12 protein-coding genes and 1 pseudogene are annotated in these 16000 nt (G+C 71.7%); 6 read left to right on the forward strand and 7 right to left on the reverse strand.

Going from position 1 to position 16000, the window contains the following annotated elements; all coding sequences use genetic code 11:
- Window positions 1-42: 42 nt before the first annotated feature.
- Window positions 43-2412 carry a putative bifunctional diguanylate cyclase/phosphodiesterase gene (locus tag ACLQ2S_RS00580; RefSeq protein ID WP_425700907.1) on the forward strand — a complete coding sequence of 790 codons (2370 nt, stop codon included), beginning with the start codon at window positions 43-45 and terminating at the stop codon, window positions 2410-2412.
- Window positions 2413-2455: 43 nt separating this feature from the next.
- Here the strand turns inward: ACLQ2S_RS00580 and purH are convergent, their stop codons facing one another.
- Both purH and purN read right to left on the reverse strand, forming a co-directional pair.
- Complete coding sequence (gene purH, locus ACLQ2S_RS00585) at window positions 2456-4027, reverse strand: bifunctional phosphoribosylaminoimidazolecarboxamide formyltransferase/IMP cyclohydrolase (RefSeq protein ID WP_309222591.1); 1572 nt, start codon at window positions 4025-4027, stop codon at window positions 2456-2458.
- Between the two features lie 3 nt (window positions 4028-4030).
- A pseudogene (gene purN, locus ACLQ2S_RS00590) lies at window positions 4031-4642 on the reverse strand (phosphoribosylglycinamide formyltransferase); the annotation flags it as partial.
- A 191-nt stretch (window positions 4643-4833) separates the two neighbouring features.
- Between purN and ACLQ2S_RS00595 the strand changes: the two are divergent.
- Complete coding sequence (locus ACLQ2S_RS00595; protein WP_425700908.1) at window positions 4834-5490, forward strand: DUF4190 domain-containing protein; 657 nt, start codon at window positions 4834-4836, stop codon at window positions 5488-5490.
- Between the two features lie 197 nt (window positions 5491-5687).
- On the opposite strand, the gene ACLQ2S_RS00600 is transcribed toward ACLQ2S_RS00595, so the two are convergent.
- Window positions 5688-6980 carry a DUF6350 family protein gene (locus tag ACLQ2S_RS00600; protein ID WP_425700909.1) on the reverse strand — a complete coding sequence of 431 codons (1293 nt, stop codon included), beginning with the start codon at window positions 6978-6980 and terminating at the stop codon, window positions 5688-5690.
- A gap of 179 nt (window positions 6981-7159) precedes the next feature.
- On the opposite strand from ACLQ2S_RS00600, the gene ACLQ2S_RS00605 reads away from it, so the two are divergent.
- Window positions 7160-7420 (forward strand): DUF4190 domain-containing protein, encoded by a 261-nt coding sequence (locus tag ACLQ2S_RS00605; protein ID WP_309222519.1) that lies wholly within the window; start codon window positions 7160-7162, stop codon window positions 7418-7420.
- A 122-nt stretch (window positions 7421-7542) separates the two neighbouring features.
- Here ACLQ2S_RS00605 and sucD read toward each other — a convergent pair whose 3' ends face one another.
- From sucD to ACLQ2S_RS00620, 3 genes are all read right to left on the reverse strand, one after another.
- Window positions 7543-8430 (reverse strand): succinate--CoA ligase subunit alpha, encoded by an 888-nt coding sequence (gene sucD, locus ACLQ2S_RS00610; RefSeq protein WP_155214618.1) that lies wholly within the window; start codon window positions 8428-8430, stop codon window positions 7543-7545.
- Window positions 8431-8433: 3 nt separating this feature from the next.
- On the reverse strand, window positions 8434-9612 hold the full coding sequence (sucC, locus tag ACLQ2S_RS00615; RefSeq protein ID WP_309222518.1) for an ADP-forming succinate--CoA ligase subunit beta: 1179 nt from the start codon (window positions 9610-9612) through the stop codon (window positions 8434-8436).
- A gap of 537 nt (window positions 9613-10149) precedes the next feature.
- Window positions 10150-10554 carry a cobalamin B12-binding domain-containing protein gene (locus tag ACLQ2S_RS00620; RefSeq protein WP_155214617.1) on the reverse strand — a complete coding sequence of 135 codons (405 nt, stop codon included), beginning with the start codon at window positions 10552-10554 and terminating at the stop codon, window positions 10150-10152.
- A gap of 471 nt (window positions 10555-11025) precedes the next feature.
- On the opposite strand from ACLQ2S_RS00620, the gene ACLQ2S_RS00625 reads away from it, so the two are divergent.
- On the forward strand, window positions 11026-11739 hold the full coding sequence (locus tag ACLQ2S_RS00625; protein ID WP_309222517.1) for a M23 family metallopeptidase: 714 nt from the start codon (window positions 11026-11028) through the stop codon (window positions 11737-11739).
- A gap of 278 nt (window positions 11740-12017) precedes the next feature.
- A complete protein-coding gene (locus ACLQ2S_RS00630; RefSeq protein ID WP_425700910.1) occupies window positions 12018-12806 on the forward strand; it encodes a M23 family metallopeptidase in 789 nt (262 codons plus the stop codon).
- A gap of 21 nt (window positions 12807-12827) precedes the next feature.
- On the opposite strand, the gene pcrA is transcribed toward ACLQ2S_RS00630, so the two are convergent.
- Entirely contained in the window at window positions 12828-15248 is a 2421-nt protein-coding gene (pcrA, locus tag ACLQ2S_RS00635) for a DNA helicase PcrA (protein WP_425700911.1), read from the reverse strand.
- A 287-nt stretch (window positions 15249-15535) separates the two neighbouring features.
- On the opposite strand from pcrA, the gene ACLQ2S_RS00640 reads away from it, so the two are divergent.
- On the forward strand, window positions 15536-15895 hold the full coding sequence (locus tag ACLQ2S_RS00640) for a chorismate mutase (protein WP_230462223.1): 360 nt from the start codon (window positions 15536-15538) through the stop codon (window positions 15893-15895).
- The last annotated feature ends 105 nt before the right edge of the window (window positions 15896-16000 follow it).

Here is a 16000-nt window from a genome sequence, read left to right on the forward strand (position 1 = left end):
TGACCGATGTCGTGACCCTCCGCAGTCACTATGGTCAGTGCCGTGACGCAGCTGGCGCTTCGGCGAACGACGGACCCCACCACCGGGGTCGCCGCGAGGAACAGCCGGATCATGGGGCGGTTCGTGCAGGCCACCGTCGTGGTCGTCGCCCTCGGCACCGTCTGGTGCGTCGCGAACTTCACCGTCGGCGCCGGCACCGAGGCGCTCGCGTACGTCTTCGTTCCCGGCGGCGGGGTCCTCGCCGCCGGGTCCGTCGTACACCTGCTCCGCTGCGCCGAACTCGACCCGGTCAGCCGCCGCTTCTGGCGCGCGCTCCTCGTGGCGGCGGTCTTCATCACGATCGGGTACGCCTGGCTGGCGCTGGACATGCTGACGCACGCCGCCGAGGCCCGCACCCGAAGCATGCCGTTACCGGCGGCGGCCTCCGTCGCGATCGGATTCGTCATCGCCATCTGGGCGGTCGGCCGGGTGCCCGTCGTCGAGGCCGGCGGTGTCGAGCGGTGGCGCATCCTGCTCGATCGCATGATCGCGTTCCTCGGTTGCACGGCCTTGCTCTGCTACATCGGGCTGGCCCCGATGCTGTCCGCCGACGAGCCGTGGAGCACGCAGGCGATGGCGCTGGTCGGGCTCGCGTTCCTGGTCGCGGTCGGCGCCGCCACCAAGGTGTCCTTCGTCACCGGTGGCCCGGTGGACCGCGTCGCCCTGCGATTCGTCGCGGCGAGCGGTGGCGTCACCGCCGGGATCGTCGCCGTGCTCGCGGTCCGGTACGGGTACGTCGCGGGCATCCCCGCCCAGGCGATCGTGATGCCGCTGACCCCGGTGTTCTTCACCCTCGGCGTCGCGGCGCAGTGGCGGGCCGAACTCGGCGTCCGGCGCGATCAGTCCCGCAACGGGATGCTCCTGCCGTACCTGGCCGTGGTGGCGGTCGACGTGCCACTGCTCGCGCTCGCCTTCGGCGCCCCGCTGACCTGGCCGGTCCGGGTGGTCCTGGTCACCGCCGTGGTGGTGACCGCGCTGGTCAGCGCCCGACAGTTCATCGCGTACCGGGAGAACGCCCGGCTGCTGCACAACACCCGCGTCCAGGAGGAGCGCCTCCAGTACGAGGTCAGCCACGACGGCCTCACCGGGCTGGCGAACCGGGTGCTCTTCCGGGACCGGCTCGCCGCCGCGCTCGCCGCGACCACACCCGCGTCGGTGCTCCTGGTCGACCTGGACGATTTCAAGACCGTCAACGACCTGCTCGGGCACGGCGTCGGCGACCGGCTGCTCGTCTCCGTCGCCGAGCTGCTGCGCGCCGAGGTCGGCGACGACGGTCTGCCGGTACGGGTCGCCGGTGACGAGTTCGCCGTCCTGCTCACCGGCGCGGACGCCGACCCCGAGGAGCTGGCCGGTCGGCTGCTCACCGCGCTCGACCAGCCGATCAGCCAGCACCGCCTGCTGGTGCAGGCCAGCATCGGCATCGCCGACGCCACGCCGGGAGCCACCGTCGACTCGGTGCTGCGGGACGCCGACATCGCCATGTACACGGCGAAGCAGCGGGGAAAGGCGAGCTTCGTCCGCTACGTGGACGGCATGGGCGAGCCGGTGCTGCGGCACATGCAGCTCGGCGGCGAGCTGCGCCGGGCCCTGGACCACAACGAGCTGCGGGTCGTCTACCAACCGATCCTGCGGCTCGACGACTACCGGTTGGTCGGGGTCGAGGCGCTGGTCCGCTGGCACCACCCGAGCCGTGGCGTGGTCAGCCCGGCCGAGTTCATCCCGGCCGCCGAGCGAACCGGCCTGATCGTGCCGCTGGGCCGCTTCGTGCTGCGCGAGACGTGCCGCCAGGCGGTGGCGTGGTCACTGGAGTTCGGGCCGGACGCGCTTCAGGAGGCGGGGCTGAACGTCTCCGCGCGGCAACTGCACGACCCCGACTTCGTCTCCGACGTGGCGGCTGCGCTCGCCGACAGCGGGCTGCCCTGCGAACAGCTGGTGCTGGAGGTGACCGAGTCGGCGGTACTGCGCGGTCAGCAGGTCTCCCGGACCCTCTTCGAACTCGACCGGATGGGGATCCGCCTCTCGCTGGACGATTTCGGCACCGGCGAGTCGTCACTGAGCCTGCTGCGGGCCTTCCCCGCCGCGATCGTGAAGCTCGACAAGTCCTTCGTCGACGGGATCGAGATCGACGACGGCCAGCCGTCGGCGGTCGACGCCCGACAGGCGGTGGCCCGGGCGGTGATCCAGCTCGCCCACGCGCTCGGCTTGGAGACCGTCGCCGAGGGGGTCGAGAGCGCCGAGCAGGTCGCCGTACTCCGCGAACTCGGCTACACCCGGGGGCAGGGCTACTACCTGGGCCGACCGATGACCGCCGACGGCATCTCCGGCCTGCTGGCGCGACAGCGGACCGTGGCGACCCTCCAACCGCCCGCCTGACCGGGTGGCCGGCGGCGACGACGGGCGTCGCCGCCGGCCGTGCCTAGTGGAAGAAGTGGCGGGTGCCGGTGAAGTACATCGTGACGTCCGCCCGCTTGCAGGCGTCGATCACCTCTTCGTCGCGGATCGAGCCACCGGGCTGCACGATCGCCCGGATGCCGGCGTCGATGAGGATCTGCGGCCCGTCGGCGAACGGGAAGAACGCGTCCGAGGCGGCCACCGCGCCACGTGCCCGGTCGGCACCGGCCCGGCTGACCGCGAGACGGGCCGAGTCCACCCGGTTGACCTGACCCATGCCGACGCCGACCGTCGCACCGTCACGGGCCAGCAGGATGGCGTTGCTCTTCACCGCGCGTACCGCCCGCCAGGCGAAGGCCAGGTCGGCCAGGGTGGCCTCGTCGGCCGCCTCGCCGGTGGCCAGCCGCCAGGTGGCCGGGTCGTCGCCCTCGGCGTCGATCGCGTCGCGTTGCTGCACCAGGACGCCGCCGGTGACCTGTCGCCACTCGGCCGGACGCGGTCGGAACTCCGGCGCGCGCAGCAGCCGGATGTTCTTCTTGGCCTGGAGCGCCTCGGCCGCGCCCGGCTCGTAGCCGGGCGCCACCACGACCTCGGTGAAGATCTCGGCGATCTGCCCGGCCAGCTCGACCGAGACCGGCCGGTTGACGGCGATGACCCCGCCGAAAGCGGAGACCGGGTCGCAGGCGTGCGCCTTGCGGTGCGCCTGCGCCACGTCCGCGCCGACCGCGATGCCGCACGGGTTGGCGTGCTTGATGATGGCCACCGCAGGCTGGTCGGCGAAGTCGTTCGCGGCCCGCCAGGCGGCGTCCGCGTCGACGTAGTTGTTGTAGGACATCTCCTTGCCGTGCAGCTGCTCGGCCTGGGCCAGCCCGACCGGCCCGGCCGGGTCGGTGTAGAGCGCGGCGGCCTGGTGCGGGTTCTCGCCATAGCGCAGCACCGACTGCCGCCGCAACGCCGACCCGGCGAAGTGCGGCCAGCCGTCGGCGGACGGGGCGACCGTCTCGGCGAACCACTCGGCGACCGCCACGTCGTACTCGGCGATGGCGGCGAAGGCGCGGGCGGCCAGCGTCCGACGCTGCGCCAGCGTGAAGCCACCGCCGTCGAGGGCGGCCAGCAGCATCGGGTACGCGTCGGGGTCGGTCACCACGGCCACCGAGGCGTGGTTCTTGGCAGCCGCCCGGACCATCGCCGGACCACCGATGTCGATCTGCTCGACGCACTCGTCCTGACCGGCACCGGAGGCGACCGTGTCCTGGAAGGGGTACAGGTTGGACACCAGCAGGTCGATTCCGCCGATGCCGTGCTCGTCGAGCTGTGCGGTGTGCGTGTCCTTGCGCAGGTCGGCGAGGAGCCCGCCGTGGATGGCCGGGTGCAGGGTCTTCACCCGCCCGTCGAGGATCTCCGGGAAACCGGTCACCTGCTCCACCGGGGTCACCGGCACCCCGGCCGAGGCGATCGTCGACGCGGTGCTGCCGGTGGAGACGATCTCCACACCGGCGGCGTGCAGCGCCTTGGCCAGATCGGCCAGGCCGGTCTTGTCGTAGACGCTTACCAGTGCCCGCCGGATCGGGCGGCGCCCGTCCTCGATGGGGTTCACTCCGACCCTGACCTTTCTTCCGGTGATCGTCCAACCTTCGCGGACCAGCCGGCCCACCTGCTCGACGAGCTGGCGCCGTTCCGCTTCCTTGATGCGTTCGGTCAGCGTGTCGACGTCGTCGTCCTCGCGCACCGGCACCGCCACCTGCGCGACGATCGGGCCGGTGTCCATCCCGGCGTCGACGAAGAAGAGGGTCGCCCCGGTCACCTTGACCCCGTAGGCGAGGGCGTCACGCGGACCGTGGATGCCGGGGAAGGCCGGCAGCAGGGTGTTGTGCGTGTTGAGGTAGCGGTCGCCGAAGGCGGCGAGGAAACGCGGACCGACCAACTTCAGGAAACCGGCCGAGATCACCAGATCGGGTCGGTGCTCGGCGACCCGGGCGGTGAGCGCGGCGTCCCACTCCTCGCGGTCCGGGTAGTCCCTGACCCGCTCGACGAAGGTCGGTATCCCGGCGGCCACGGCACGGTCCAGGCCCGCGATCCCGTCGCGGTCCGCCCCGACCGCCACCACCTGTGCCCCGTACGCCGGGTCGGCGGTCGCGTCCAGCAGTGCCTGGAGGTTGCTTCCGGAGCCGGAGACAAGGACGACGATACGGGCGGCCTGGGTCACCGGCACACCTTATCCGGCCGCCGACCGGGGCCCATCCGCTGGGCGACACGGGATCGCACGGCAGCCGGGCTGGTCCGGACCGGGTACGCTGCCGGTCGCTTAGGACCGGCGCATGCCCGGCCCGCCGCCCGTCAGCGAACAACCGTGAGGAGCAGTCGTCATGCAGCCCCAACCCGTCAACGGATACTGAGCAGCGGATGCAGCCCGGTCAGCCCGCTCAGGACCCGTACGGCCAGCAGCCCAACGGGGACCCCACCGCACCGCCGCCGGCCAACCCGTACGCTCCGCCGCCGGCCAACCCGTACGCCGCGCCGGCCAACCCGTACGGCCAGCAGCCGCCCGCCGACCCCTACGGTCAGCAGCAGCCCCCCGCCGACCCGTACGGTCAGCAGCCCTCGGGACAGCCGGAGGCCCAGCCGCCGGCCTCACCCGCGCCCTACGACCCGTACGCGCCACCGGCCGGCCAGCCCCCGGCGTACGGACAGCCGGCCTACGGACAGCCGGCGTACGGACAGCCCTACACCGACCCGAACGCCCCCCAGCCGTACGGCGGCACGCCGATGTACCCGAACGCGGGCTTCGCCGGCCCGCAGGGGCAGCAGAACACCCTCGGCCTGGTGGCGATGATCCTCGGTATCGCCTCGATTCCGCTGGCCTGCTGCTACCTCGGCATCCCGCTGGGCCTGACCGCCCTCATCACCGGCTGGCTCGGTAAGCAGAAGGCCGACCAGGGGCTGGCCGGCAACTCCGGCCAGGCGCTCGCCGGTCTGATCTGCGGCGCGGTGGGTCTACTGCTGGGCGTGGTTCAGCTCGTGTTGGTGGCGCTGAACGTCAGTGGTTCGCTAACTCCCTGACCAGCGCCCGCCCGCTCCCAGGGGCGTCCCGGAGTATCCGGGACGCCCCTGGCGCGTCAGGTGCCACCCTTCGTCGAGCTGCCCGAGCGGGCCTGCGCGGTGACGTCGAGTCGACGCCGGTTCTCACCCGGCCGCAGGCGAGGGCGGCCTGCCGCAGCTGCGGGCCGCGTGGGGCCGGTTGGCCGACCGGATGCCGATCAGGCCGCGAGTCGGGCGAGCCACTGGGTGGCGGCGGCGCCGAGCAACGCCCCGCCACCGGTGACCAGCAGCGCCGCGAGCGCCACCTGCCAACCGACCGGACCGACCTCGGCCAGCCGGCCGCCGCCGAGCGGCCCGCCGGACGCCGTCGCCGCCGCGCCCAACAGGAGGCCGGCCACCGGTCCGGCGAGCGCCGCCGAGACGAGCAGCCGCCGCCACGACAGTCGGGCCCGCTCGGCCATGGCCAGTCGCAGCAACCGGCGCGCGAGCAGGCAGCCGATGGCCATCCCGACGAGGACGGGCAGGGCGAGGACCGCGACCGCACCGAGCCCGTCGACCGGCCCGTCGGGCAGACCGGCGAACAACGGCAGGGCCGGCAGCGCGCCGACCGACACCTCGCTGGTGCGTACCGCCGTGTCGGTGCCGACCGCGAAGCCGGGGCCGAGCAGGTAGCTGGCCGACCACACACTGACGTTCGGCGCGTACGCGAGGCTGACCAGGGTGATACCGGCCTGCCCGGCGACACCGGTGCGGTAGGCGCCGATCAGGTCGGCCGCGTCGCCACCACCGGTCGCCACCGCCAACCCGGCCGCCGCGGCCCCTGCGGCGAGCAGCACCAGGGCGGCGACGGCACCGGCCCGCACCCCCTCGCGCAGCGGTATCGGCGCCTGGTCGGCGAAGACCTCCGCCACCCCTGTCGTGCGGGCAGCGCCCACCCCGGCCGCGAGCGTGCCGACGGCCATCAGCGTCAGCCCGGCGCGGACCGGCGACACGCTCGGCCCGCCGGCTCCGACCAGCAGCGCGGCGAGCGCCCCCAGCAGCCCGTACGCGACACCGACGGCCGACGCGGCAGCGATCGTCCTTCCCGGTGATCGCCCGCCGCGGGCGCCGATCGCCCGGCTGACGTGTACGCCGGCCCGGGTGAGCCGCCACAGCGCCAACGCGGTCACCGCGAGCGGTGCCAGGCCGAGCGGGCCGGTGTCCGTGTTCAGAGGCACCCAGTGACCGAGAAGCCAACCGGCGGCTCCCGCCCGGATGGCGTCGAGCAGGGTGCCGGTGCCCTCGCTGAGCTGGAACAGCCACAGCGCCAGCGCCACGGGCAGCCAGGCCGTGACGGCCGCCCCGCCGGCCGCGACCAGCGCGGCCACCGCTAGCGGCGCGTGCGAGCGCCCCGGGGGCGCCGTACGCGCGGCGGGCACCCGGCGTGGCGGGCCGGCCCGGCCGGGTGGCCTGGCACCGGCTCCGCGGACGTCGGCTGCCCGGCGCGGCTGGTCAGGGGTGACAAAGGACATCGGCTCTACTCTGGCATGTCAGGCCGACGTCGGCTGCCCGACACCCGCCCGGCAGCCGGCGCTGCGCCGGTGGGCCGAACCAGTTCGCCTGATCGGACGTGGGCGGGCACCGGCTCCTCTAGCCTCGGCAACAGGGGCCGTGACCATCGTCGCGGCAGCTAGTGACCGGAAGGGGAGTTGTGAACGCTCCGTATCCACCACCCCCGCCACCGCCCGCCGGCCGGGACCGAACGACCCTCTGGGGCGTGCTCGGCATCGTGACCGGTCTGCTCTGCTGCGGCATCCTCGGCATCGTCTTCGGCTGGTTGTCGATCCGCGACGCGCGTCGGTACCGCCAGTCGCCCGTGCTGGGCTACGTGGCCATCGGTCTGGGTGTGCTGAACATCGTCATCAACCTGATCCTCCGGGCGACCGGGAACTACCCGTCCTGGAACAGCTGAGGGGCCGACCCGCAGGTCGGCCCCTCGACGCGTGGTCCGCTCAGAGCGGGTTTGAGGAGGCTCGCCCGTAGCGAGCCGAGTCCCAGGCGGCGCAGTAGGGCATGGCCTTCTCCGACACGCTCTCAGCTCGCGGACATGATCTCGCGCATCAGCTTGGCCGTCTCGGTCGGCGTCTTGCCGACCTTCACGCCGACCGCCTCCAGCGCTTCCTTCTTCGCGTCGGCGGTGCCCGCCGAGCCGGAGATGATCGCACCGGCGTGCCCCATGGTCTTGCCGGGCGGAGCGGTGAAACCGGCGATGTAGCCGACCACCGGCTTGGTGACGTTGGCCTTGATGAACTCGGCCGCCCGCTCCTCGGCGTCGCCACCGATCTCACCGATCATCACGATGGCGTCGGTGTCCGGGTCCGCCTCGAAGGCGGCCAGCGCGTCGATGTGCGTGGTGCCGATGATCGGGTCGCCGCCGATGCCGACACAGGTCGAGAAGCCGATGTCACGCAGCTCGTACATCATCTGGTAGGTCAGCGTGCCGCTCTTGCTGACCAGCCCGATGCGGCCGGTGCCGGTGATGTCCGCCGGGATGATGCCGGCGTTCGAGGCGCCCGGTGAGGCGATGCCGGGGCAGTTCGGGCCGATGATCCGGGTCCGCTCGCCCTTGGCCACGTTGTACGCCCAGAAGGCGGCGGTGTCGTGCACCGGCACCCCCTCGGTGATCACCACGGCCAGCGGGATCTCGGCGTCGACCGCCTCGATGACCGCACCCTTGGTGAACTGCGGCGGCACGAAGATGACCGTGACGTCCGCGCCGGTGTCCTTCATCGCGTCCGCGACGCTGGCGAAGACGGGCAGCTCGGTGCCGTCGAAGTCGACGGTGGTGCCCGCCTTGCGCGGGTTGACGCCGCCCACCACGTTCGTACCGGCGGCGAGCATCCGACGGGTGTGCTTGGAACCCTCGGAACCGGTCATCCCCTGCACGATGACCTTCGAGTCCTTGGTCAGCCAGATAGCCATGTGTCAGACCCCCGCAGCCGCCAGCTCGGCGGCCCGCTCGGCCGCGCCGTCCATGGTGTCGACCCGCTCGATCAGCGGGTTGTTCGCGCCGTCGAGAATCGCCCGACCGGCCTCGGCGTTGTTGCCGTCGAGGCGGACGACGAGCGGCTTGGTGACCCGCTCGCCCCGCTGCTCCAGCAGGTCCAACGCCTGCACGATGCCGTTGGCCACGGCGTCGCAGGCGGTGATGCCGCCGAAGACGTTGACGAAGACGCTCTTGACCGACGGGTCGGAGAGCACGATCTCCAGACCGTTGGCCATGACCGCGGCGCTGGCGCCGCCGCCGATGTCGAGGAAGTTGGCCGGCTTGACGTTGCCGTGCCGCTCACCGGCGTAGGCGACCACGTCGAGGGTCGACATGACCAGGCCCGCGCCGTTGCCGATGATGCCGACCTCGCCGTCGAGCTTGACGTAGTTGAGGTCCTTCTCCTTGGCGGCCTGCTCCAGCGGATCCACCGCCGCCTGGTCGACCAGCGCCTCGTGGTCGGGGTGCCGGAAGCCGGCGTTCTCGTCGAGCGAGACCTTGGCGTCCAGCAGCAGCAGCTTGCCGTCGGCGGTCTTGGCCAACGGGTTCACCTCGACCAGGGTGGCGTCCTCGGCGACGAACGCCCGCCACAGGCCGACCGCGACCTCGACGACCTGGTCGGCGACCTCGGCCGGGAAACCGGCCGCCTCGACGATCTCCCGCGCCTTCGCCTCGTCCACGCCCGTGACGGCGTCGATCGGCGCCTTGACGACCTTCTCCGGGGTCTCGGCGGCGACCTGCTCGATGTCCATGCCGCCGGCGACGCTGGCGATGCAGAGGAACGTACGGTTCGCCCGATCGAGCAGGTACGAGAAGTAGTACTCCTCGGCCACGTCCGCAGTCACCGTGATCATGACCTTGTGGACGGTGTGACCCTTGATGTCCATGCCGAGGATGTCGGTGGCGCGGGCCACCGTCTCCTCCGCGCCCTCGGCCAGCTTGACGCCGCCCGCCTTGCCTCGTCCGCCGACCTTCACCTGTGCCTTGACGACCACCCGGCCGCCGAGGCGTTCGGCGATCGCGCGGGCCTCCTCCGGGGTCGTGGCGACGCCGCCGGCGAGCACGGGAAGTCCGTGCCGCTCGAACAGGTCCCGCCCCTGGTACTCGTACAGGTCCACGATTGCGCGTCCCGTCCCGTCTCTGCGGCGCGCCGTCGCGCCGCCACCAGCGTATGGAAAGAAAACAGTGCGATGCCCGACATCAGTAGAAGTTGACGCAGGCGGTCGAACCCCCACCACCGAAACCACGCGCCGCAGCCGACCTGGCGGTCCGGCCCGCAAGGGGAGGTCGGAAAGGGTTCATTGGGCGCAGCCTAGCGATGCTGGCACTTCCGGCAACCGAGCGGGTGCGCGGTGTGCGGTAATGCACAGCCCGGGCCGACCTCGGGTCACCGGCCGCGCCCCGATCGGGGCGGTGGAGCCGGATGCCGTCACCCATTCGAGCGATCTTGCCGGGGGTGCCACGGTTCTCGACGGCCCTGCGTAACCCAGCAGGAAGGGCGTCGTTGAGTCAGGTGTCGGAGCGCTGGAAAGCGCGAGGACGAAAGCGGCCGATGCCCTGTCGGTCGAGGGGTGGCGGCGGGGCATCGTGCATAGAGGGGCCGGACGTGTGAGGGGTGCGTCCGGCCCCTCCCCTGTCTTCGGTTGCGCGGCTTCTCAGGCCACCGGCTGCGCGACGTTCTCCCGCACCCATTCCACGATGGACGCGGTGGTCGCACCCGGGGTGAAGATCCTGGCCACGCCGAGCCGCTCCAACTCCGGCAGGTCGGCCTCCGGAATGATGCCCCCGCCGAAGACCACGATGTCACGGGCGTCGCGCTCGTCGAGCAGTTCCAGGACCCGCCGGAACAGCGTCATGTGCGCCCCGGAGAGCACCGAGAGGCCGACGGCGTCGGCGTCCTCCTGGATCGCGGTCTCCACGATCTGTTCCGGAGTCTGGTGCAGGCCGGTGTAGATGACCTCCATGCCGGCGTCGCGGAGTGCGCGCGCCACCACCTTGGCACCACGGTCGTGGCCGTCCAGGCCCGGCTTGGCGACGACGACCCGAACACGAGAGCTCATCTGGGTATCCCTTTCACCGGCTCAGCGGCCATATCCCCTGAACGAACGGTAACCCGCCTGACCGGGACCGGGGAACCGGGGCCGGACGGGCGGGCCGTGGACGCCGTCGGCGTCCACCAAACTGGCGTGGCACCCGTACTAACCCGGGCACCACTGTCACCTCACGCAGAGACACGACCGACGCGGTAGGCGTCAAGCGGGACGACTCCGCCGAACGGTCACGGTGTGCGACGAACGGAGGATAACAAGGGCACCCCACAGCACCCCCGACCCCTGACAATCTAGGACGGAAACGGACAGAAAGGCGCAACCAATTCGGCGCTCCGGCTTGTGACAGGGCTGACGGTTGGCTACCGTGTCCACGGTTGTCATCAGGTCTACGGACGGGTGACGACGCGATCAGTCGACGCACGGTCACCAGATCGGCACGGCGACTGATCCGCATCGGAACCCCGACAACGGAGGGTATGCGTGCGCCAGCGCCTGTCGTCTGAGCCCGATCGATATCGCGGTCGCCGCCGCGTACCCACCCCTCCACGCAGCCGCTACGCCGCGGTCGTCACCACCGCCTTCGTCGGTGCCGGTGTGGTGGCGCTGGGCGCCAGCGCGATGCCGGACGCCAAGAGCGTCAGCCCGACGGTCCTCGACGAGCTGAAGCAGGCGTCGATCAGCAACCAGGGCGCGGCCGACCGGGCCGATGCCGCCGACCGAGCCTCCCGGGACAGCCGCAACGGCCCGGAGAGCGCCGAGGACTCCGGCGTCTGGCTACTGCCCCTTCAGGGCTACGACTTCAACTCCCCCTACGGCATGCGGTGGGGCAAACTGCACACCGGTGTCGACCTCGTCGCGCCGGAGGGAACCCCGTACGTCGCCATCCACGAAGGCACGGTCACCAAGGCCGGCTGGTTCGGCGGCTACGGCTACGCGGTCATCGTCCAGCACGCCGACGGCAGTGAGGCGATCTACGGCCATTCCTCCTCGCTGAGCGTCCGCGAGGGCCAGCAGGTCAAGGCCGGCGACCAGCTCGGCCTGGTCGGCAACACGGGCCACTCCTACGGCTCCCACCTGCACCTGGAGATCCATGTCAAGGGCGAGCCCCTCGACCCGGTGCCGTGGCTCCAGGAGCGCGGAGTGGACATCAAGCTACAAGTCGAGGCAATCTACAGCGAGGTAGCCGCGTCCTGACCGGCCGTAACGCCCGTTGACCGCCCGGATCTGTCGATCCGGGCGGTTTCGTATGACGGACCAGACGCAAACGTGTCCCAACCCACAGGTCGGAATGTGACCTGAGACACACCGAGCGGTCGGGCCGACATCGGGCAGTCGAGGACAGCGAAGCCCAGAGGTGGACAGCGACACCGGCCGTCTCACCTGCCGCACCCACCCCCGGTACTCGGAGCCGCTCGGACCGGCACCAGGATTTCGAGGTCACGTACCACTCGAAAGCTGTGAGGTCCGTACCCGTGCAGGACGACAAACCCACCCCGACCCGTGAGATCCCCGCCGCCCCGGCGCGCCACCGGCGCACGCCGAGCCGGCGTTCGCGGCTGCTGGCCGTCGGTGCGGTCGCCGTGGTCGGATTCGGCGTCGCCGGTGTCGTCATGACCGACCGCGACGACCCCGCGACCACCCATCCGGTGGCCCTCGACGCCCGGGAGCGGGCCGAGGCCGCCGAGCGGGCCGACCGTTCGGCCCGGGAGCCGGTCACCCTGGACAGCCCGTCGGCGAGCCCGACTCCCAGCGTCAGCCCCACCGTGAAGCCCAGCCCCAGCTCCAAGCCCAAGCCCAAGCCGAAGGCCAGCCGGACGGCCACCGCCACGGCGAAGCCGAAGAAGAGCACGAAGCCGACGACGTCCTGGGTGATCCCGATGGCGGGAGCCACGATCACCTCCTGCTACGGGCCCCGCTGGGGCACCCTGCACGCCGGCATCGACTTCGCCATGCCCGCCGGCACCCCGGTGCGGGCGGCCTTCCGGGGCACCGTGACGAAGGCCGGCGACGTCGGCGACGGGTACGGCATCTCCGTCGTCGTCGACCACGGCAACGGCTACCTCACCCACTACGCCCACCTGAGCACCGCCAGGGTGAGCGTCGGCGAGACGGTCAGCACCGGGCAGACGATCGGCCTGGAGGGCTCCACAGGCGACTCCACGGGCCCACACCTGCATTTCGAGGTGCACCAGGGCCAGATGTGGAACCAGATCGACCCGGCGCCGTTCCTGCGCGCCAGGGGCATCGACGTGGCCTGCTGACCGGGCTCGCCGCCCGGACGCTCAGATCTTCTCGATCGGAGCGTGCCGCAGCACCAACCACAGCGTCTGGTCGCCGAAGTCGATCTGCGCTCGCGAACCGGGGCCGTGTCCCTCCACGGCCACCACCCGGCCGAGGCCGTACCGCTGGTGGTTCACCCGGTCGCCGACCGCGACCTTCGGACCCTGCGGCAGTTCGCTCGCGGTGGCCAGCCGGCTGCCGTCCACCCCGAGCTTGCGGGCCAACTGCACCGCCCGTGGGGTGCCACCGGCGAAACCACCGCGACCGCCGGGCATCCGCTCCGCGCGACCGCCCACGCCGCCGCCACCGCCGCCCCACGAGGTGTACGAGCCCTCGGTGCGCTCCCAGCGGACCAGTTCGGGCGGCAGTTCCTCGACGAACCGAGACGGCGGGTTGTAGGAGGGTTGGCCCCACGCCGAGCGGGTCACCGCCCGGGAGAGGTAGAGCCGTTGGCGGGCCCGGGTGATGCCGACGTACGCCAGCCGGCGCTCCTCCTCCAACTCCCGGGTGTCGCCCAACGAGCGCAGGTGTGGGAAGACGCCGTCCTCCAGGCCGGTCAGGAACACCACCGGGAACTCCAGGCCCTTGGCGGTGTGCAGCGTCATCAGGGTCACCACGCCCTGGTACGGCTCGTCGTCGCCCTCCGCCCCGGGCTGCGCCGGCACCTGATCGGCGTCGGCGACGAGGGCGACCTGCTCCAGGAAACCGGCCAGGGTGGCCCGCTCCCCCTCGGCACCGGTCGCCTCGATCCGTTCGGTGTACTCGCGGGCGACGCTGACCAGTTCCTGGAGGTTGTCGACCCGACCCGCGTCCTGCGGATCGAGGCTCTCCTCCAACTCGGTCAGATAACCCGAACGGGTCAGCACCGCCTCCAGCACCTCCTCCGGGGTGCCGTCGACGGCGAGCTCGCGTACGGAGTCGAGCAACGCCACGAACTCGGCGATCCCGTTGGCGGCCCGGGTCGAGATGCCGGGCGCGTCACCGGCCCGGCGCAACGCGGCACCGAAGGAGATCCGGTCCCGGCTCGCCAGCGCCTCCACGCACGCCTCGGCGCGTTCGCCGATGCCCCGACGAGGGGTGTTGAGGATCCGGCGCAGGCTGACCGTGTCATCGTCGTTGACCACCGCACGCAGGTAGGCCAGCGCGTCCCGGACCTCCTTACGCTCGTAGAAGCGCACCCCGCCGACGACCTTGTACGGCAGGCCGAGGCGGATGAACACCTCCTCGAAGACCCGGGACTGCGCGTTGGTGCGGTAGAAGACCGCCACGTCGCCCGGACGGGTCTCCCCGTCGTCGACCAACCGGTCGATCTCCCGGGCCACCCAGTCCGCCTCGGCGTGCTCGGTGTCGGCGACGTACGCGACGATCGGCTCCCCCGGGCCGGCGTCGCTCCACAACCGCTTCGGCTTACGGGAGGTGTTCCGGTCGATCACCGCGTTGGCGGCGTTCAGGATGGTCTGGGTGGAGCGGTAGTTCTGCTCCAGCAGGATGGTGCGGGCGTCGGTGAAGTCGCGCTCGAACTCCAGGATGTTGCGGATCGTCGCACCCCGGAAGGCGTAGATCGACTGGTCCGCGTCACCGACCACGCACAGCTCCGCCGGTTCGACGCCTTCGGTGCCGGAGACCAACTCCTTGATCAGGACATACTGCGCGTGGTTGGTGTCCTGGTACTCGTCGACCAGCACGTGCCGGAAGCGGCGGCGGTAGCTCTCCGCGACGTGCGGATGCGACTGGAACAGGTGCACCGTCGTCATGATCAGGTCGTCGAAGTCGAGCGCGTGCGCCTCGCGCAGCCGACGCTGATAGAGGGCGTACGCCTCGGCGAGGGCGCGCTCGTTGGGCCCGCTGGCCCGCGCGGCGAACGTCTCCGGGTCGACCAGCTCGTTCTTCAGGTTCGAGACCTGGGCGGCGAGGCCGCGCGCCGGGTACCGCTTCGGGTCGAGGTCCAGCTCTCGGGTGACGAGTTGCATCAGCCGTCGCGAGTCGTCCGCGTCGTAGATCGAGAACGTGGACTTCAACCCGGCGTGCTCGTGCTCGGCGCGCAGGATGCGGACACAGGCGGAGTGGAACGTGGAGACCCACATCAGCCGGGCCCGTGGGCCGACCAGGGCGGTGACCCGGTCCTTCATCTCGCCGGCGGCCTTGTTGGTGAAGGTGATCGCGATGATCTCGCCGGGATGCACGTCCCGCGCGGCGAGCAGGTACGCGATCCGGTGGGTCAGCACCCGGGTCTTGCCGGACCCGGCACCGGCCACGATCAGCAGCGGCGAACCCGCGTGGGTGACCGCGTCCCGTTGGGGGCCGTTGAGTCCCTCAACCAGCTGTGCCGGATCGAGGCGGCCCGGCGTGGGCCGATGGGGCGGCAGCGTCCGGGCAGGCGCTGGCTCGGGCGGGGACGCGGGGATGTCGAAGAGAGGATGCATCGCACGACGAGTCTATGCCGCCGGCCGGACATCACCCGCCGACGGCACCACCGACGGGCCGAGGCCCGACCCGCTCGCGGCTTTCCTTGCGCGCCAGCCGGTGCAGCGGCATACTCGACAGCGTGTTCGACCAGCGCTTCTACTTTTACTACGGCACCGGGAGTCCGGCAGCCGTAGGTCGCGCCTGATCGATCAGACCTACGAAAAGCCCCGGGCTCTCGGAGCCCGGGGCTTTTCGCGTCCCGGGATCCGGGCACCGGGCACCACATCGCGAGAGGTACCCGAAGATGACAGACGTGATGGAGCAGAACGGCGGCGCGAACGGGTCCGGCACGATCTCGAACGGCACCGCCCCCACCAGGCCAGCGGCAGGCACCCCGGCCACCGGCACCGCCGAGCCGGGCGCCGCCAACCGGATCGCCGAGATCCGGGTACGCATCGACGAGATCGACAAGGCCCTGATCGAGCTGTGGCAGGAACGGGCCGCGCTCTCCCGGGAGGTCGGTGCGACCCGGATGGCCTCCGGCGGTACCCGGCTCGTCCTCTCCCGTGAGCAGGAGATCCTGGAGCGGTTCCGGGAGGCGCTCGGCGCGGACGGCACCCAGCTCGCCCTGCTGCTGCTCCGCGCCGGTCGCGGGCCCCTCTGACCGTCGGCCCCCGATCGGCGGCGCGCCCGGATCGTCGACGGCAATCCTTGGTGGGTGTGGACCGGGGCGCCGGCTGCTGGTGACGGCCGACGCCCCGAATCACTG

The organism is Micromonospora sp. DT48 (assembly GCF_049844495.1).
Taxonomy (GTDB): domain Bacteria; phylum Actinomycetota; class Actinomycetes; order Mycobacteriales; family Micromonosporaceae; genus Micromonospora.